This is a genomic window from Cellvibrio sp. UBA7671 (genome assembly GCA_002483145.1).
Taxonomy (GTDB): Bacteria; Pseudomonadota; Gammaproteobacteria; order Pseudomonadales; family Cellvibrionaceae; genus Cellvibrio; species Cellvibrio fibrivorans.
In genome coordinates, this window is record DLHJ01000002.1 from 278,165 (window position 1) to 297,011 (window position 18,847).

At 46.3% G+C, this 18,847-nt stretch carries 16 protein-coding genes; 14 read left to right on the plus strand and 2 right to left on the minus strand.

All coding sequences use genetic code 11. The features are described from left to right. Positions 1-96 precede the first annotated feature (96 nt). The 5 genes from B4E62_RS01635 to B4E62_RS01655 all read left to right on the plus strand — a co-directional run bounded on the left by B4E62_RS01635 (position 97) and on the right by B4E62_RS01655 (position 6,780). Positions 97-2,298 carry a protein-disulfide reductase DsbD family protein gene (locus B4E62_RS01635; protein ID WP_331350799.1) on the plus strand — a complete coding sequence of 734 codons (2,202 nt, stop codon included), beginning with the start codon at positions 97-99 and terminating at the stop codon, positions 2,296-2,298. Positions 2,299-2,382: 84 nt separating this feature from the next. Beyond that, positions 2,383-2,997 carry a redoxin domain-containing protein gene (locus B4E62_RS01640; RefSeq protein ID WP_310072073.1) on the plus strand — a complete coding sequence of 205 codons (615 nt, stop codon included), beginning with the start codon at positions 2,383-2,385 and terminating at the stop codon, positions 2,995-2,997. A 504-nt stretch (positions 2,998-3,501) separates the two neighbouring features. Beyond that, the gene (locus tag B4E62_RS01645; protein ID WP_331350800.1) at positions 3,502-4,500 is read left to right on the plus strand and encodes an SMP-30/gluconolactonase/LRE family protein; all 999 of its coding nucleotides are present in this window, start codon (positions 3,502-3,504) and stop codon (positions 4,498-4,500) included. A 59-nt stretch (positions 4,501-4,559) separates the two neighbouring features. Continuing rightward, a complete protein-coding gene (locus tag B4E62_RS01650) occupies positions 4,560-5,453 on the plus strand; it encodes a dienelactone hydrolase family protein (protein WP_331350801.1) in 894 nt (297 codons plus the stop codon). 499 nt (positions 5,454-5,952) lie between these two features. Further along, complete coding sequence (locus B4E62_RS01655; protein ID WP_331350802.1) at positions 5,953-6,780, plus strand: putative porin; 828 nt, start codon at positions 5,953-5,955, stop codon at positions 6,778-6,780. A 117-nt stretch (positions 6,781-6,897) separates the two neighbouring features. Here B4E62_RS01655 and B4E62_RS01660 read toward each other — a convergent pair whose 3' ends face one another. Next, the gene (locus B4E62_RS01660; RefSeq protein WP_331350803.1) at positions 6,898-9,726 is read right to left on the minus strand and encodes a TonB-dependent receptor; all 2,829 of its coding nucleotides are present in this window, start codon (positions 9,724-9,726) and stop codon (positions 6,898-6,900) included. A 281-nt stretch (positions 9,727-10,007) separates the two neighbouring features. Here B4E62_RS01660 and B4E62_RS01665 point away from each other — a divergent pair, with 281 nt between their 5' ends. From B4E62_RS01665 to B4E62_RS01705, 9 genes are all read left to right on the plus strand, one after another. Beyond that, on the plus strand, positions 10,008-11,612 hold the full coding sequence (locus B4E62_RS01665) for a DUF1549 domain-containing protein (RefSeq protein WP_331350804.1): 1,605 nt from the start codon (positions 10,008-10,010) through the stop codon (positions 11,610-11,612). Continuing rightward, complete coding sequence (locus tag B4E62_RS01670) at positions 11,510-12,385, plus strand: DUF1553 domain-containing protein (protein ID WP_331350805.1); 876 nt, start codon at positions 11,510-11,512, stop codon at positions 12,383-12,385. Before B4E62_RS01665 ends, B4E62_RS01670 begins: the two co-directional genes overlap by 103 nt. Positions 12,386-12,479: 94 nt before the next feature. Beyond that, the gene (locus B4E62_RS01675; RefSeq protein ID WP_310072091.1) at positions 12,480-13,925 is read left to right on the plus strand and encodes a DUF1501 domain-containing protein; all 1,446 of its coding nucleotides are present in this window, start codon (positions 12,480-12,482) and stop codon (positions 13,923-13,925) included. Positions 13,926-14,003: 78 nt separating this feature from the next. After that, positions 14,004-14,417, plus strand: coding sequence for a hypothetical protein (locus B4E62_RS01680; protein ID WP_310072092.1), 414 nt, complete (start codon positions 14,004-14,006; stop codon positions 14,415-14,417). Positions 14,418-14,421: 4 nt separating this feature from the next. Then, positions 14,422-15,114 carry a c-type cytochrome gene (locus B4E62_RS01685; RefSeq protein WP_310072093.1) on the plus strand — a complete coding sequence of 231 codons (693 nt, stop codon included), beginning with the start codon at positions 14,422-14,424 and terminating at the stop codon, positions 15,112-15,114. A gap of 37 nt (positions 15,115-15,151) precedes the next feature. Then, positions 15,152-15,736: a peroxiredoxin gene (locus tag B4E62_RS01690; protein WP_310072094.1), complete on the plus strand. Its 585-nt coding sequence runs from the start codon at positions 15,152-15,154 to the stop codon at positions 15,734-15,736. A 375-nt stretch (positions 15,737-16,111) separates the two neighbouring features. Continuing rightward, entirely contained in the window at positions 16,112-16,324 is a 213-nt protein-coding gene (locus B4E62_RS01695; RefSeq protein ID WP_310072096.1) for a DUF6152 family protein, read from the plus strand. Between the two features lie 258 nt (positions 16,325-16,582). Further along, complete coding sequence (locus B4E62_RS01700) at positions 16,583-17,095, plus strand: cytochrome c (RefSeq protein WP_331350806.1); 513 nt, start codon at positions 16,583-16,585, stop codon at positions 17,093-17,095. Between the two features lie 122 nt (positions 17,096-17,217). Continuing rightward, a complete protein-coding gene (locus tag B4E62_RS01705) occupies positions 17,218-17,973 on the plus strand; it encodes a cytochrome b/b6 domain-containing protein (RefSeq protein WP_331350807.1) in 756 nt (251 codons plus the stop codon). 74 nt (positions 17,974-18,047) lie between these two features. On the opposite strand, the gene B4E62_RS01710 is transcribed toward B4E62_RS01705, so the two are convergent. Continuing rightward, a complete protein-coding gene (locus B4E62_RS01710) occupies positions 18,048-18,839 on the minus strand; it encodes a class II glutamine amidotransferase (RefSeq protein ID WP_331350965.1) in 792 nt (263 codons plus the stop codon). Positions 18,840-18,847: the final 8 nt, after the last annotated feature.

Genomic DNA, 18,847 nt, shown 5'->3' on the forward strand with positions numbered 1-18,847 from the left:
ATGAGTCACATACCGGTTCATTAATCCCATCAGCAGTAGCGGGGTAGCTAGTCGCTGCTGTTACTTTATTAACTCTTGCTTTTATTGCGGTGATGAATGATCAATCTGTTACAGAGAGGGAAGCGATATTTAACCGCCAATGTGCTTTGTGTAAGAGCGCTCTGGTTGAGTGCGCTGGTAACTTTTTTATTTTCCCCAAATGCATTGTCGATTTCTGATCGCGCAGCAACACCCCAAGTGGAAGCTCAGCTCATCGCATCAGTGGCTGGTGTGCAGCCCGGTATGGAAATTTATCTGGGTGTTAACCAAAAAATTATTCCCCATTGGCATACCTATTGGACCAATCCTGGTGATTCAGGTAATGCCACCACTATTGAATGGACGTTGCCAGAAGGCGCGACAGCGAGCGATATTATCTGGCCCGCACCCAGCCGTTTTTCGATGGGCCCCATTACCAATTACGCCTATGAAAATGATGTCACCCTGCTGACCAAAATAAAAATTCCCGCCGATGCACAACCCAGTGAACAATTTACCGCGCAGGCATTGGTTGATTGGTTGGTGTGTGAAGAAGAATGCATTCCGCAGACGGTTGAGTTGGCGTTAAGTTTACCGATTGTTGCAGTCGGCGAATCAGCTGGTGTTGGCGATCCGCGTATCGATGATGCCTTGGCGCGCTTGCCGGTCGCCAGCCCTTGGGAAATCCGCGCAACACAAACTGAAATCGATCCTGCAACTGCCCAAGGTGAATTAACTCTGCATATTCCTTTGTCGGAGGCGCAACTCGCGCAGGTAAAGGACATCTGGTTTTATCCCTATGACTGGGGGCGTATCCAACAAAGCAGTGAGCAGTTGCGCAAACCGGTTGATGGCGGAATTGAGTTGCGTATTAAAACCGGTGAAGCACCGCTGAAGATTGGTGATGCAGTAACCGGCGTTTTAGTGATTACCGAGCAGTCAGGTGAGGTTACAACACAAAAAATCACGCGCGGATTTGAAGTGGATAGTGTGTTGCAACTTGCAAGCAACAACACGTCCGATACTGCTCTTGGTTTTTTCACGGCGCTATTTCTCGCGCTGATCGGCGGCATTATTTTAAATCTTATGCCCTGCGTGTTTCCGGTGTTATCGATTAAAGCCTTATCACTGGTAAGCCACAGCAACCAAGGTGCAGCGCAAATTCGCGCCCACGGCGTTGTCTATACCCTGGGTGTGTTGGCGAGCTTTGCGTTGCTGGCGCTGCTGCTGATTGTACTGAAAGCCGGTGGTGCACAAATTGGTTGGGGTTTCCAATTTCAATCGCCGCTATTTGTTTTAGCCGTTGCCTATTTAATGTTTGCGGTGGGGTTGAGTTTATCCGGCGTATTTTATGTTGGTGGTTCAGTGGCGGGTGTTGGCTCGTCGCTTACCGAAAAGCCCGGTTATAGCGGCAGTTTTTTTACCGGCGTGCTTGCCACTATTGTTGCAACACCTTGTACGGCACCTTTTATGGCGGCGGCACTAGGTTATGCACTTGCGCAGCCTGCAGCAAAATTGTTGGCAATTTTTTTAAGCCTCGGTTTGGGTTTGGCGCTGCCGTATTTATTGCTCACCTGTTGGCCTCGCTTACAGCGCTGGTTGCCGCGCCCCGGTATGTGGATGGAGCGTGCCAAACAAGTATTGGCTTTTCCAATGTATGCCGCTGCTATTTGGTTGGTGTGGGTATTGGTACAGCAGGCAGGAGTTAATTCAATTGTGATTGCATTGGGCGGCATGTTGTTGATCGCTTTTGCAGCCTGGTTGTATAACACCACCTTGTTATCCAGCACGCGCGCGCGCAATGCAGGAACTGTGTTTGCATTGGCATTGCTCTTGCTCACTTTGGGAATAAGTTATGCGGGTATCAATTCCAGCACTGCCAGTGTTGTAAATGCAACAAAAAAGGGCTCGGAAAAATCAGCAGAGCAAAATTGGGAACCCTATAGCGAAGCGCGCTTGAATGAATTATTGCGCGAGGGAAAACCAGTGTTCCTGAATTTCACTGCATCCTGGTGCATTAGTTGTTTGGTGAATGAACGTGTCGCGCTGAGTGATGCCAGAGTAAAGGAAACCTTCATGCAAGAAGGCATTACCTATTTAAAAGGCGATTGGACCAATCGCGATCTGGCAATTACCCAATTCCTGCAAAAATTTAATCGCAGTGGTGTACCGCTCTATGTGTTCTATCCAGCAGGGAAGTCAGACCAACCGGCAGAGCTGCCGCAAATTCTTACGCCGGACATGGTTATTTCGGCGGTGACTGATTCATCATCTCATTAACTTGCTAAAGGAGTAATTGCCATAAAAAACACAGTCCGTTGTCAATTTAATCTCTAACCTTAATAACTTTGATAGGAGTCTTTTATGTCATTCTTAAAAATCGCCGCCGCAAGTCTTGCACTTGCCTTTGTTAGTTCGCATGTAATGGCTGAACCGATTATCGATAAAGCCGCGCCCACTTTTTCTGGTAAAGCGGCTGATGGTTCAACCATTAATCTCGCCGATTTAAAAGGCAAAACGGTTGTGCTGGAGTGGACCAACCACGATTGCCCTTATGTTGTTAAACATTATGATAAAAGCAGTAACATCCCGAGCCTGCAGAAAGATGCAACTGGTAAGGATGTTGTTTGGTTGCAAGTGATTTCTTCTGCACCCGGCAAGCAGGGTAATGTTGATGGTGCAACTGCAATTAGCTTGAATGAAAAGCGCGGCGCAGCACCGACCAATACTATTTTGGATGCAGACGGTACTATCGGAAAGCTGTACAACGCCAAAACTACACCTCATATGTTTGTTATCAATCCCGAGGGGGTGTTGGTATATAAAGGTGGCATCGACAGTATTAAAACCGCCGATCCTGCCGATATTTCAAAGGCAACTCCCTACGTGAAAGAAGCGCTGGAAGCTCTGGCCGCCGGTAAGAAAATCCCTAACCCAAGCACTGCGCCATACGGTTGCTCTATTAAATATGCGGGTTAAGTAAAGCCGCTTTTGCTAGCTACTAGAAACGGGTCGCATGCGGCCCGTTTTTTATTTCCCTGATGTAAAAAGCAATACCGGGCATAACATTAAATCAACCATCTCTGCTTATTTAACAACAAGAAAAAATGCTTCTGTTTCTTTTCAATCAGTCTTGCTACATGTCTCGTCCTCTCGCAATTTTAGCCTTGGCGCTAATAACAATAAAAATTTCCCACTAATCAATAACTTATTTTTTATCAGTACTAATTTCCTCTGTGTCTAAAATCTGGCGCGACTTTTGCGAAGTGCCTATGCCGATTAATGACCGGCAAGGCGAACACTAACACGCCTTTGCCCGTAAAGCCGGTTGCACTTGTGGTTCGATTACGTTTTACGGGCACAAGGATGCGTGACGACGCCGAACGCTAATCTTGACCGGCAAAGGCTCACAACACCTGCGCCGGTCTTTTTTCGGTTTTTAGATTACTGGCAATTCAACTGATCTCTTGAGGAAATATATTAATGAAACACTCTGTGGCATTTTTGCCAGCAACCCTGGCTAAAGTTATTAATGGAATTGCCGTAGCTGCCATTTCAGGTTCCGCACTATTTTCATTAAGCGCTTCTGCTGCCGATGCGACGGCTCCGACGATTCCCGGCGTTACTGCGGCGGGTACAAAAGTAGAGTTCATCCGCGAAGGTTTTGAGGGCACTGAAGGTCCTATCGCCGCGCCGGATGGCAGTTTTTTGTTTACTGAAACGCGCGCTAATCGCATTACTAAAATCGCAACCGATAACAGTATTTCCACCTTTTTGGAAAATTCAAATGGCTCCAATGGCCTGGCTTTTAATGACAAAGGCGAGCTGATCACAGTGCAGGTTAACAATAACCAAGTGGGTATTATCTATCCCAAGGGCAAAGAAAAAGTATTTGTTAAGGATTACGAAGGTCAGCCATTCCAACGTACTAACGATTTGGTGTTGGCGAAAAATGGCGGTATCTATTTTACCGACAGTGGCCCAAGTGCTGATGTAAAAGCAGCGCCGCGTACCGGGGTTTATTACATTAGCCCTGAAGGCAAAACCAAGCGGGTAGTGGATATTAATAAAATTGCCCGTCCTAACGGTATTCAATTAAGTCGTGATGAAAAAACCTTATATGTTGCTAACACTAACGGTGAGTATGTTTTGTCTTATCCGATTAAGTCTGATGGCACCTTAGGCGAAGGTAAAAACTTTGCAAAAATTCCTGGTGGATTGCAAAAAAATGAGCAGGGTGTGTCATCCAGTGGACAAGATGGTTTAGCAATTGATGCCGAAGGGCGTTTGTATGTGACTTCAAACGCGGGGGTTGACGTGTTTGATGAGCAGGGCAAATTCCTCGGCGGCATTCCTGTGCCACATAAGCCACAAAACGTCGCCTTTGCCGGTAAAGATAAGAAAACCCTCTACATTGTTGGCCGCGGTGCAGCGTATAAAGTAGCGGTACTCACACCGGGTTTTGCCGGTCGCGTTAAATAACTTACCACTAGTTCATGGGCTGGCAGCCGCCAGCCTCCACCCGTTTCAGGGAGCAATTCATGACACGCAAAACAGCTGATGATTTTCATCCGGAAGTATTAAAACTGTTTGACCAATATGTACATGGTCAGGCATCGCGCCGCGATTTTTTAACCGGCGCAGCAAAGTATGCCGCACTAGCGGGTGTAACCGCGACGGGATTGCTGACTGCACTCAGCCCGCAATTCGCGGAAGCCCAGCAAGTAAAGCCTGATGATGCGCGTATTAAAGCAACTTATGTAGAGATTGATTCGCCCAACGGCAATGGCAAAATTCGCGGTTATTTAGTGAGCCCTGCAAACGCCAAAGGCAAACTACCAACGGTGTTGGTAGTGCATGAAAATCGTGGATTGAATCCGCATATCGAAGATATTACCCGTCGCCTGGCGCTGGATAATTTTATCGCCTTTGCACCTGATGCGCTGTTTACTCTGGGTGGTTACCCTGGCGATGAAGACAAAGCGCGCGAGTTGTTCCAAAAACTCGACCAAACCAAAACCCAGGAAGACTTTGTGACGGCGGCAGAATATCTGCAGAAATTACCCGGGGGCAATGGCAAGGTGGGTGTAGTCGGCTTTTGTTACGGTGGTGGCATTTCCAATTTTCTAGCGACTCGCTTGCCTGATCTCGGAGCGGCCGTTCCGTTTTACGGCCGTCATGCAGAAACAGCGGCAGTGGCCAAGATAAAGGCGCCGTTGTTAATACATTTTGCCAGTGAGGATGAGCGCATCAACGCTGGTTGGTCGGAATATGAAATTGCTCTGAAATCGGCAGGCAAAAAGTTTGAAGCCTATATTTATCCGAATACCCAGCACGGTTTCAATAACGATACGACGCCACGCTTTGATGAAAAAGCCGCCGCATTGGCGTGGAAGCGTACGGTCGATTTCTTTAATAAACACTTGCGTGGATAATTAATACGCGTTTAGCGACTAGGTTATTCAACGCACCTCGCAAATAATTTAAAAGACCCTGCATGAAAGTTAATTTTTATTGAGCAATCCACATTGCAGGGCGAATTCTATAGAGGTAAATTCAACAATTAAAAAGGCATTTGACGGCCATCAGCAATAACCGCGCCATCCGGTGGTTGCAGGATTTATGTGGGTTGTGTAAGTGTGGTGTTGCATTTTTTTTGAAAACTAAGCAGATTGCGTTGACTAAGCAACATCTTAATGTGTGATAAGTAGCCCGTAAGGAGTGAAACGTATTGCGGGATTTTATTTATATAAAATCCCCGTATTTCGCTAGGCTTCACACGGGCTACGATTTAATAAATACACTCATTCTGATTCCAATCAATAGTGTCCACAGTTGTATCAGTCTGTAACATTTCATTGCAATCCATGGCTCGATCTCTAGTATGACAACTGCATCCAAAGGAGATGCGTGTTGTTACCTAGAGGAATAATTATGAAATTAGCCGTATTTACCGCAATCGTCACCGCATCCAGCTTTAGTCTCGCACCATGTGCCCTGTCTGGAACCTATCAAACTGAAATTAACGCAACTTATAGCGAGTTTGATTCAGATTATTACACTGGCGATAATTACTCGATCAATCTGCAGGGGACGCAGTATTTTTCCCCAGTAGATACTGCGAATCTGCCGTTGGCGGAAGCCGCATTTTTACGCAAGGCGAGTTCTTTTTCGCTGTTGTTGTCTAATAGTGATTACAAATATGAGGGTGATAATCAAGATAGCTATCTGCGCGGTGTGAGCGTTAGGTATTTTGTGCCCAATAGTATTTTTTTTGTGGGCGCGGAGATTACGGAAAATAAATACACTTATCAATATCGCTACGGTAATGAAACAGCGCCCATCAAGGGATCAACGGATTGGGAGTCGAGCTGGAGTGCAACCCTGGGTGTTGCCCCGATAGAGGGCCTGCAGGTGTGGTCGGATTTTTATGAAGATACGGACGTTTCTGAATCATGGAATATGAACGCTAAATATGTAAAACCTCTAGGGGGCGAGCGGGCGTTTGGTGTTGAAGTGCGTTACAACGATTTTAGAGAGGCTGATAGTAATTCGCTCATTGTCAGTGCGGATTACTACTTTACACATCGTTTCAGTGTGGGCGCGGGTGTAGGCCAGATGTGGAGTGATGAATATGATGATCACACCTCATATGATATTCATATGCGTCATTTTTTCACCGAAAATACCAGCATAGAGCTTTCTTATTCTGACTCGGATTATTCGGATGGGTGGCAGCTGGGTGGGACTGTCCGGTTTTAACAGTTAATGCGTAAAATTTAATACGGGGATTTTATTTTTATAAAATCCCCGTATTTCGCTAGGTTCCAGACGGGCTACGAGTTAACGATAAGAATTAAAAGTTAGCTAATCAGATAATCAAAACCTCCCGCTGAAACTGATAGCTGCCCAACGTGGGTTGGCAGGCGTATAACTATTCCAGGTGCGCGTGCTGGGTGTGTCGTCATCAAACAAATTTTTGACAATCAAGCTGACATCAAACGTTTGGTCTGAATTGCCAATACCGATACCAAAGTCCACCAGCGTTCTGCCTTCAATCCAACCGTAAGACGACAAGGAGTTATCCGAGTTGTATTTACTGTTGTATTGCGCGTTCAGATTGGTATGGAACTCTTTGCCATTACCAATGGGCAAGCGGTAGTCAGCACCAATGTTGAACGAGTATTTCGAAGCGCCCGGTAGTGTTTCACCGCTCACATCCTTGTACGGATCTGCACCGGGGAAACTATCTTCCGAGGGTTGCGCGGAGTTGGTGAACTCCACGTATTCTGCATCGGTAATTGCACCGGCAAAACGTAAGGTAGTATTCGGGATGCCAGAATAAATACCGTCGATTTCAATACCGCGTGCTTCCACCTTCGGAATGTTGGCCGTGGCATTGGTGTAAATATCTACCGCTTTTGGCTCGGCCTGACGGGCGAGTGTTGTGCTGTATTCGTCGAATATACGGCTGGTTTGTTGGTAGTCCTTAATATTCATTTGGAACAGGGCCAGGTTAAATACCAGGGTGTTATCCAACAGTAATGATTTAATGCCCAATTCATAGGCATCAATTTTTTCTTCTGTTACCAGATTGGAAATTCCGTTGGTTGCCTGCGCAATACCGGCTTTTTCACCGTGCTGCCAGGAAGCATAGGTAGTCAGTTTTTCGTTCCATTTGTAAGTGGGGCTGATAACAAAAGACGGCAGGGTTTTTTCATAGGGCTCCACATCAAATTCGTCAAACACTACACCGATTTGCGATTGGCGCAGCGCTTTTGCTGCACCCACTTGCGCTTTTTGTGCAGCGGTCAAACTGGCATAGGTATCTCCGGGCGCGCCGCTAATTGTTTTGGCAAAATATTCATTGGCAAGTTGATCGGCCAGTGTCAGTTGTGCAGTTGAGTTATCGGTTACCAGCGTTTTGGTACCATCTGGATTGGTGACTACGCGTCCCAATGTGCCTGCAGGAATGGTGAGTGTATCGTTGATTTTGGTGGCCGCATTAACCGAGTGGAAACCACCCAGATTGACATTGTTGACCACTGCCGGATTTAGCTCAGCGCCAAATCCATGATCTTTGATGTAAGTGCCAGTGCGGTTAGTGCGCTCTTCACGGGTGAAACGTAAGCCTGTAGTCAGTACAAACTGTTCAGTGAAATTCCAGTTGGCTTGCGCAAATGCCGCCGAACTTTCGTTGTTGATATCTTGAAAGCCAGCAGGGCTATTCCATGCCATGTCCAGGCCGGAGAGCGAATTAATTAACAGGTAGCGGCCGTTGGAATCTTTATCGAGTGTATTGTATTGCGCGTTACTGGCAAACCAGGCACCGGCATCATTACCCCATACCCGTTGATACTCGGCAACGTTATTCACATCCAAATAGAATAAACCCGCTTGATAATCCACAAACTCGCCTTGCTGTGAACTTAAACGCAGCTCCTGGCTAACTTGTTTGTAGTCGTTAAAAAAACCACCGGAATTGCGCTGTATATCAAACGGCGTGCCTTCGTCGTTTACCGCATTGAAATGGTAATCTTTATAAGCGGTAATTGAGGTGATGGTGTGTGTATCCAGCTTCCAGTTTAATTCTGCAGTAGCGCCATTGCTGCCAGTGATTAGCGGGCGGCGGCCATCGGTGTTGTATTCATTTTTACCGCCACCATAGAGGTAGCTGTCTTCGTAATTGTAATTGGGGCTTTGTGTAAACCAGCGGCGCGTTAAGCGAACACTGGCATCGGAAGTATTCGGATTGTCCGCACCATTGGAGAATTTTGTGGGTGTCGGCGTGTAAATTGTGCGGCCATTAGTGCGCTCACCCGCACGCGGTTGCACGTCAAATGCAAAGCGTGCGCTGAAATCCTCAGTGGGTGTCAACAAAAATTGTACGCGCCCGGAAACACGCTCTTTGTTAGAAATGCTCTCGTCGCTGTTGTAGGCATTTTTAATATCACCCTGGCCTTTGCTCACACTGAGTGTGCCGCGCCATGCGAGTAAATCTTCAATCACCGCGCCTCCGCCTGCGAAGCGACCTTGTACTGTGTCCCATTCGCCGAGCGTAATCGAATAATTAAAATCCGGATCAAACGATGGACGTTTAGTCGTGATGTTGATTGCACCGATACTGCTGTTTTTACCCAACAAGGTTCCCTGTGGGCCACGTGTCACTTCGACGGTTTCGATATCGGTGAAATCAAAACTCGATGACAGTGCGTTATAAGCATAGTTAAAACCATCCACAATCAACCCCACCGCCGGATCTTGCGCTTCAGTTTGCCCCTGCTTGCCAATACCGCGAATGGATAGGCTGCTGGTTCTTTGGTTGCCTTGGTTCCAGGATATGTTCGCGAGGCGCTGGGTGAGGGCACTGATATCTGTCGCGTTTAATTTCTCTAGTTCTTTACCTGCTACTACTGATATCGACAGCGGAACATCCTGCAATTTTTCAATGCGGTTGCGGCTGCGCACTGTGACTACTCCCAACACCAGTGGTTTATTTTCAGCAGTTGTGTTTTGTGCAGTTGTCGCTGTCGCCGCTGCATTTTGCGCAGTGTTGTTGCTGGTGCTATTTGTTGATTGTGCAGCAGCGGCTGATGAAAAAAATACACTGGCGATGAAAAAGGCGATAGGTTTTATCGAAAAATGCTGTGTTTCTGTTGAAAATCGAGCAGCCAATGTTGGCGAATAAACGTTACGACGATAACTCATGAAAAAACTCCTGGTTTATATAGTTCAACAGAAGTGGTTTTCGCAACTTGCGTGCCAAATAAAAAATTAAACCTTCTTTTAATTTCGCCAAGAAAATATTTTTTCAATAGATTCAATCATCTGCATCAATTTAAAAATTTATATTTTAATCGTAATTGAATTTTGGCGTGCTAGTTGCAATTCCCCAGTTGTTATTTATTAACTGTTGATTATTCAAAACAATTCGGCATCGGCAAACAGGGCGCCTGCCCCTGTTAGAGTGCAAGTTCAGGAGTGAATTAATGAAAAAGAAAACGTTATTGTGGGGGCTGATCCTTGCGGCATCTACTTCGGTTTGGGCAGCGGGCGATACCAAGTCAGCACCCGAAAAAAAATCGCCGGCGGTTGCCAAAAAAGAATCTGTTAAACCCATCACTAGTACTGCTGCTAAGGATTGGGCGTATTTGCCAGTCAATACCAGCGTTCCGGTGCCGGATGCGGGCAACAGCAAGTGGGTGCGCTCACCGATCGATAATTTTGTGTTAGCGCGGTTGAATGAATATGGTTTAAAACCATCGGAAGAAGCGGATCGCGCAACTTATATCCGCCGCGTCACCTTGGATTTGTTGGGGCTGTTGCCAACCCCAGCCGAAGTGGAAGCCTTTGAAAAAGATAAATCCCCCGATGCCTATGAAAAATTAGTGGATCGTTTGTTGGCATCACCACACTTCGGTGAGCGTCAGGCACGCCGCTGGTTGGACTTGGCTCGCTATGCAGATAGCGCCGGTTTTCAGAATGACCAGACGCGTCCTAATAACTGGCGCTATCGCGACTATGTGATCAAGTCTTTTAATGATGACAAGCCATTCAATCAATTTGTGCGTGAGCAAATCGCCGGTGATGAGATTTGGCCGGATAGCCAGGAAGCAAAAATCGCCACCGGATTGTTGGCTGGCTACCCGGATAATTTTAACTCGCGCGATTTGGTTCAGCGTCATTACCAAATTGCTACCGATATGACCGATCTGGTTGGCGAAACTTTTCTCGCATCTACTATCGGTTGTGCAAGATGCCACAATCATAAAATCGACAAGATTAGCCAGGTCGAATATTTCCAGCTGCAAGCTTTTTTTGCTAACACCTTTAACAATGAGCGGATTGAGTTAGCGAAAGGCAGTGAAACGCAATGGGATATCGATTTTATTACCGCGCAGTCGGTGTACCAAGCGGCGATCAAACCGATTACCGATCAACAAAAAGCCATTCTCGACCAAGTGCGCGAAAAGGGACGTAAATATCACAACGAACGATACTTAACGGATAGCCGTGAGGCAATTTTCAAACCGAAAGAGCAGTGGACACCCTTGGATAAGTGGGTCAATGCGCGTTTGAATGCAGTGGCGTCCGAGCGCGATATTGCGGGCTATTTACGCGAAACATCACAGAAGGGGCACTCGCAATATGATCCTGCGAATGTTGAGCGTTGGGCTGAGTATGAAAAACTCACTGAAGAGTTGAAAAAGTACGACAACCTGCGCCCACGCCGCGGTTCTAAAACTTACACAGCATTGACTGAGTTAGGTACAGAAGCGCCTGCTACTCATGTGCGGTTCAATGGTATCCATGAGCGTCCGTTAGAAGCGGTTGAACCTGGTTTGCCAAAACTCTGGGCTGGCAATAATACCCAGTTGCAAATTACGCCCACTGCGACATCAACGGGTCGCCGTACTGCTCTCGCTAATTGGTTGGTAAGTGAAGAAAATCCATTAACACCCGTGTGTATGTCAACCGTGTATGGGCGCAATTGTTCGCCAAAGGTATTGCAGGAACTGTGGAAGATTTTGGTCGCGCTGGTGAAAAGCCAACCCATCCGGAGTTGTTGGATTATCTCGCTGCTGATTTTGTGAAAAACGGTTGGAGCCCGAAAAAACTGCAGCGTGAAATTGTACTGTCGGCAGTTTATCGCCAGTCATCTGAAGAGCGCGCCGATGTGGTTGCTGTTGACCCCGCCAATAAATTGTTAGCGGTTTATCCACGCAAACGTTTGGAAGCGGAAGAACTGCGCGATTCATTGCTCTATGCATCCGGCGAGCTGGACGAAACCATTGGCGGCCCTGCGGTGTTCCCGAAAGTGCCTAGTAGTTTGGTTGCGGGAAATGTGCTGAACAATGGCCAGGGCGGTGCACTCTGGGAAGATGCGAAAGATCCTAACGATCATAAGCGCCGCAGTATTTACACCTTTGTGCGCCGCAGTTTGCCTTATCCATTAACCGCATCCTTTGATCCGGCTGATCCATCCAAACCGCACCACAAGCGCGACGTCAGTACAACTGCATTGCAGGCGCTGACTTTGTTTAACAGCGATGTGGTCTTTGGTTGGTCACAAGCCCTGGCTGGTCGCGTCATTTCAGAAGCCGGTGCAAATGAAAATGCGCAATTGGATACGCTCTATGAAATTTTGTTCTCACGTAAACCAACGCGCGAAGAGAAATCAGCGCTGAAAGGTTTCCTCAAAGAACAGGAGAAATTGGTAGAGAGCAAAGCCTGGACTGACAAATTTGAAGTCGCTGTACCGACTGGATTGAAGGACACCAAAAATCTTGATCCATTCAAGGCGGCAGCATTTGTTGATCTGGTGCATGCAGTGGCTAACTCCAACGAATTCGCGTATCGCTTTTAATGTATGACTTGTTTAGCCCTACCTGCATAAGCGGGTAGGGTGAGAGAAAATTACTTACTGATTATTATTTTTAACTTATTAAGAGATTAAAAAAATGGACAACAAATCACGTCGCGATTTTTTAAAGAACAGCAGTTTGGGAGTGGGTGGTGTTGCACTGGCTGGCGCTATCCCTGGGTTCAATATTTCTGCCGCATCAGCTGCTGAGCTAATCGATCCACTTGCACCGAAAGATCCGCACTTTCCGGCGAAAATTAAATCGGTTATCTGGCTGCATCAGAACGGTGCCCCGAGTACGTTGGACTTGTACGACTACAAACCGGAGTTGGTAAAGCAAGCTGGCAAAGGCGTACCTGATTCATTCCTGAAAGGCATCAAGACCAGTACGCAAGGTGGCGTAAATGAATTATTTGTTTCCAATTACAGAAGTTGGAAACAATACGGCGAAAGCGGCGCATGGTTCTCCAATTTGTTGCCTAACCTTGCACAGCACGCTGATAAGCTGACATTTATCAAATCCAGCGTAACTATTGGTGCAACTCACGATATTTCTATTTTGAAATTGAATACCGGTGACCTTAACCCCGGCCGCCCATCGCTTGGTGCCTGGATTTCTTACGCACTGGGTTCTGCCAATCCGGATTTGCCGCCCTATGTTGTGTTGTATAACGGCGCCTCGGAACCGCGTGCAGGTTCGGTAAACTGGAACTCAGGTTTCTTGCCGGCGGTTTATCAAGGTACTGCATTCCGTCCTGGTGATTCACCAATCTATTATCTGGATCGCCCGGAATTGCGCTCTGCATTGCAACAACGCAGTTCACTGGATTTGTTGAATCGCTTGAATAAATTAAATGCGGAAAATCGCCCCTTAGATACCGAATTGAAGGCGCGGTTACGCTCTTACGATTTGGCTGACCGTATGCAAGTTGCTGCACCGGAAGCCGTTGATCTCTCCAAAGAAACCGACGCGACCAAAAAATTGTATGGCATTGACGATGCGATCACCGGCAGCTATGGCACTAGCCTACTGCGCGCGCGCCGTTTGGTAGAGCGCGGTGTGCGTTTTATTCAAGTCGTGAGCGGTGCGCCTGATGGCGAAACCGAAATCACCAGTTGGGATGCGCATGATGATCTGGATAAAAACCACGGCCTTATGGCAAAAATGGTCGATAAGCCAATCGCCGGTTTGTTGGAAGATTTGAAATCGCGCGGTTTGTTGGAATCTACATTAGTGGTATGGACTTCCGAGTTCTCCCGCACGCCTTGGGGTGAAAGCGGTACTGGTCGCGACCACAACCCATGGGGTTACACCCAGTGGATGGCGGGTGGCGGCTTGAAAGCGGGCTTCACCTACGGCGGTACGGATGAATTGGGAGTGCAGGTTGCCGATAAAGACACCGCCGTTGACACCTACGATTTGCATGCAACCGTATTGCACCTGTTAGGTTTGAATCACCTGAAAACCACCTTCATTAACAATGGCCGCTCTGAGCGACCAACAGTGGTGTTCGGTAAAGTGGTTAAAGATATTTTGGCTTGATTTATATCCGCAATCTTGTGGGGTAGCCGTGCTACCCCTGTTTCATAAATTATTGTTTGGGGCATGTTGTTTACACTTATGCGTAATCTAGTTGTTGCTTTACGTTTTGTTGCTGTCGTAATTGGGAGTAGTTTGTTAATCAGTTTTACCAGTTTTGCCCAAGAGGCTGAAATGGATATGGATCTGATGCAGACCATTGAAAGTACCAATGATAATCTCTCCTCTAACATCGCCCTGGAAAATGCAGAGTCTGCTATTGCCGATGCACAAACACTGAACGAGCTGTTTGCCGTTGTTGAAGAACATTACTCCAAAGAGTTGGCAGCTGGTAAGGATGTTGCAGAGGCTGTGGATTTAACCAAAAAAAGTGTGAAATTTTCCAGTGAAATAATAACGTTTCTTGGACAGAATGATTTTGAAAGTGCAGCCAATACCGCAACCGATTTGGCGCGCACTTGCAAAACCTGCCACAATTTTTATAAAGAAGACTAAGCATATGTTATTGCGCAGTCGTATTGCTCTGGCGCAGCTTTTGGTATTGTTGTGCTTGTGTGCCGGCCTGTCGGTTGGCGCACAAGAGCCCGATTATTCACTGCTTGATTCTGCTAGCGCGGACAATGGTAAATTATTATCCAATGATGAACGCTGCCAGGAATGCCATGGTGTTGATGGCAATATTCACGCGAACAACGAAGCCGGTAAAATCCCCAAGCTGGCAGGGCAGCACCCGGCCTATTTGTTAAAACAATTTAATGATTTCCGCAGCGGCGACCGCCACCACGATTTCATGGCGATGATGGCCAGAACAGTGGATGATGAAACCGCCGCAGATATATTTGCGCACTATGCCGCACAGCCAGTTATGCGGGGTAGCGGTACAGACGATAATCTTTTAGGTAAAAAGTTATACCTTGAAGGTGACGGCACCAGACAGATTCAAGCCTGTGCCATTTGCCACGGTATCGATGGTCGCGGTCTTGCGCCAAACCATCCATCGCCTGTTGCAGGTTTAGATTTGGAGTTTATTCCCATTATCGGTGGGCAGGATTGGCACTATCTGGATCAGCAATTGCGCGATTGGCGCAGTGGTGAGCGCACCAATAGCAGTGAAGGCATCATGAATAACGTCACCGCCAATTTGCGCGATGATGAGATCAAGGCATTAACCGATTATATTTCACGTCTTTAACCAGTTTTAAGTCTTTAACCCTTATTGGAAATAGTTTATGAAACGTTTATTAACTTTCGGTGTTGTGGCAGATTTGTCTATGGGTTTAATGAGTCCGGCATTTGCAGCGTTGAAAGAGGGGGATAAAGCTCCCCTATTTAATCTGGAAGCATCACTGGCAGGAAAACCCTTTCAATTTTCGCTCGCAGAAAGCCTGAAGAAAGGCCCTGTGGTCGTGTATTTTTATCCGTCAGCCTACACCGGCGGCTGCAATATCCAGGCGCATACTTTTTCCGTCAGCAGTGAAAAATTTGCTTCTGCAGGTGCAACGGTCATTGGTGTTTCGCTCGACAGTATTGAGCGTCTCAACGATTTTTCCGCTGATCCGGAATACTGTGCTGGAAAATTCGCGGTGGGTTCGGATGCGGATGGCAAGATCGCCAAAGCGTTCGAATTAAATGTACGTGAAGCGGTAGAAGGGAAGGTGGATTCACGCGGTGAGGCTATTGACCACGGCTTTGCCGAACGCACTACCTTTATCATTACACCTGATGGCAAAATCGCAGCTACTATCGGTGGTGTAACACCCGCAGAGAACGTAAAAACGGCGCTTGAAAAAGTTCAGCAACTTTCCGCGCGTTAACTCTGGCTAAGTTGTCCTTTAATAAATATCCGCATTCGCGGGTATGATGAAATGATATCTATAAAAAGAGATGTTCAAAAAACCACAATAAGTATATTTGCTGTTGATTGGCTGTTTAAAAATCAACAGCAATTAACCCATCGGTTTGCTCACTATCATTCAGTACAGGTAATGGCTGTTGTATGTTGACTGTCAACAATGATTTCCTGTGTAAAACAAAACATGGATGATGGTTTTTTGTTCATATTTCAGCACTTTTTAAGTGGATATGACGTTATATTAAATTATTCATGAGTTGGCCTGGTGTTTGCTATCTACTAAATTAGATTAAATAATTTTTCTAATTTAAAGCTAACTGTTTGAAGGAAAATAAATATGTCACTCCCATCAAAAAAAACCTTAGGCTTTTTGGTCAGTCTACTTTGGTTTTTAAGTGCTACTGCAGCTACGGCGCATCTTGCATTTTCTGCTGAATTTGATGCACAAAAACCTTTCGAACTGAAGAGTGAAACCACCAAGAAAACATGGGTTAATTCACCTGGCTGGATTTATCTGGATGTGCGTGCATCCCAAGCCGTTGAATACTGAAATTCCCAACAATTGGTGTGTATCCTGTGGATAGTGATTTGACTTTTTTGGAGGGTTGTATGAATACGTTAATGGGGAAAAATATTTCATTAAGCAGGCGACGTTGGATTGTATCTGCACTTATCCTGTTAGCCTATGTGTCGTTCTCACTGTCCTCAATGAATAGCGAGGCCGCTGAAAGAACTTGTATAATGACCTCGGATTTACACAACCAGTTAACCGTAACGAAAATTAATAGTGATTAGGAGATAGGCGTTAATGACTCATGTATCAAAAGTGGCGAGATCGTTGAAATTACTGGGTGCAACATTGTTGGTCACCTTGAGTTCGGGTTTGTACGTGGCGGATGCAGCCGCACAACAAGCAGCTGATCCTGCTGCTGCAGCAAAACAAGCGGTTGCTGTTCGCAAAGCAGCATTCGTTTTGATTGCCAATAACTTCAAGCCAATTGGTGAAGTGTTGCAAGGTAAAGTAACTTACAATCAGGCAGAAATTGTTAAGCGTGCTGAGCGCGTTGCCTTCCTGAGTTTATTGTTGGATGGCACTTTCCCGGATGCGTCTAACCTCGGGGAACCTACCACTAAATCCAAGCCGGAAATTTGGGCGAAAAAAGCAGACTTTGATAAACAAATTAAAGAGTTTCAGGTAAACGCTGCGGCGCTCGCCGAGATTGCTGCCAAAGAATCAACCGCGTCAGATGCGTTTAAAGCAGCTGCAAAAGCCGTCGCTGAAGGTTGCAAAGGCTGTCACGATGCGTACAAAGCAAAGTAATAGCGGTGTAAAGGTTCCGGTTTGAAATAGCGCTCATCATATCGCTCTTGCTGTGTTATGCAGCAAGAGCGATTTGTTTTGAATAGCTAAGATGTTAATTGAAATAACTGACAGGCCTGACTATGACTGAACAACTTGTCGAAGCTGCTGAAAATACCATTACCCTAGAAGATGATAATAATCTTGAAAGATCCCAGTTAAAAATATGGGATTTGCCTACCCGGGTTTTCCATTGGTTATTAGTCGTTTCTTTTATTGCTGCCTATGTCACCAATTGGTTAGGTGTCAGTTATTTTGCCTATCATTTATGGGCGGGGTATTTTGTTGTTATCCTATTAGTTTTCAGGATTGTCTGGGGCGTCGTCGGTACCCATCACGCGCAGTTTGTCAATTTTGTACGGCACCCTGTAGAGAGTGTGAAATACGCACTTCATCTCACCAGAGGTAAAGCGAAATCCTATCCTGGACACAATCCATTGGGTGCGTTAATGGTGCTTACACTGTTGTTGGTATTGCTGTTACAAGCCGTTACCGGATTATTCGCCAATGACGAAATATTCAATATTGGCCCGCTGTATGGTTACATTACCCACGAATTAAGTTTAAAGCTCACTGCCGTGCACAAAGAATTATTTTATTGGATTTTGGGCGCAGTAGTCATTCATGTCGGCGCGGTATTTTTTTATGTATTCGTCAAGCGCGAAAATTTGATCAAGGCTATGATCACCGGAAAAAAACCGGCGCATAATTTAGCCCAAGCCACAGCGATTGAATCTTCACGGATCTGGCTGGCATTAGTGTTGATTGTGGTTATTTCGGCGCTGCTGGCCTGGATCATAGTGGCCGCGCCTGAGGCCAGTTTGGATTTGGGTTATTGATCTTTATATTCAATAAAAAACCGGCGGATTTACGGCAATGCTGTAAATCCGCCGGTTTTTAGTATTTAGCTGCGTTACAAAATTCCCTCCTGGTTTCGCTCCAATAACAACTCGCCATCTTTAAACAAGCGCGATTCATGTTCGGCGTAGACTTTCCAGTTTTCATTTACGGTCAGTGGTTTGGTCGCAATCAGGATAACCTTGTCTTCGCTGGTGGTATGTTGGCTTAAATCCAACGATAAATCCCTGTCAATTAATGTCACAGTGGTGAAGGGATGCTTGCGTTCTACATATGCCAAACTGGTTGAGCAGTAAGTGTAAAGCCATTCACCGTTGGACAAGATGATATTAAAGGTTCCATAGGTTGCAATCTCACGGCTGAGCTTATCCAATACGGAAAACAACTCGGCCGCATCTGTCGCTCCTGCAGGAAAATGTTGTTGCAGTTGTTGCAGCAGATAGCAAAATGCAAGTTCACTGTCCGTTTCACCTTGTGGCTGGAATTGTCCATTAAGCTCTGGAGTGAAATTTTTTAAATCACCGTTGTGGCAAAACACCCATTCGCTATTCCAAAGGTTGCGCTGGAATGGATGGCAATTGGTAAGTTTAACTTCGCCGACTGTGGCTTTGCGGATGTGCGCAATAATGGTTTTGGATTTGATATCGGCGCGATGTACTTGTTCTGCTAATTTTGATTCGGCTGCAGGTTCGTGATCCACAAAAATATCGACGCTGTTATCGTTAAAGAAGGCGATACCCCAACCGTCTTTATGTTCATCGGTCAAACCACCGCGTGCGCGAAAGCCTTCAAACGAAAAACCAATGCTTGTCGGTTTTTTGCAACTCATTCCCAATAGCTGGCACATGCTGGTTT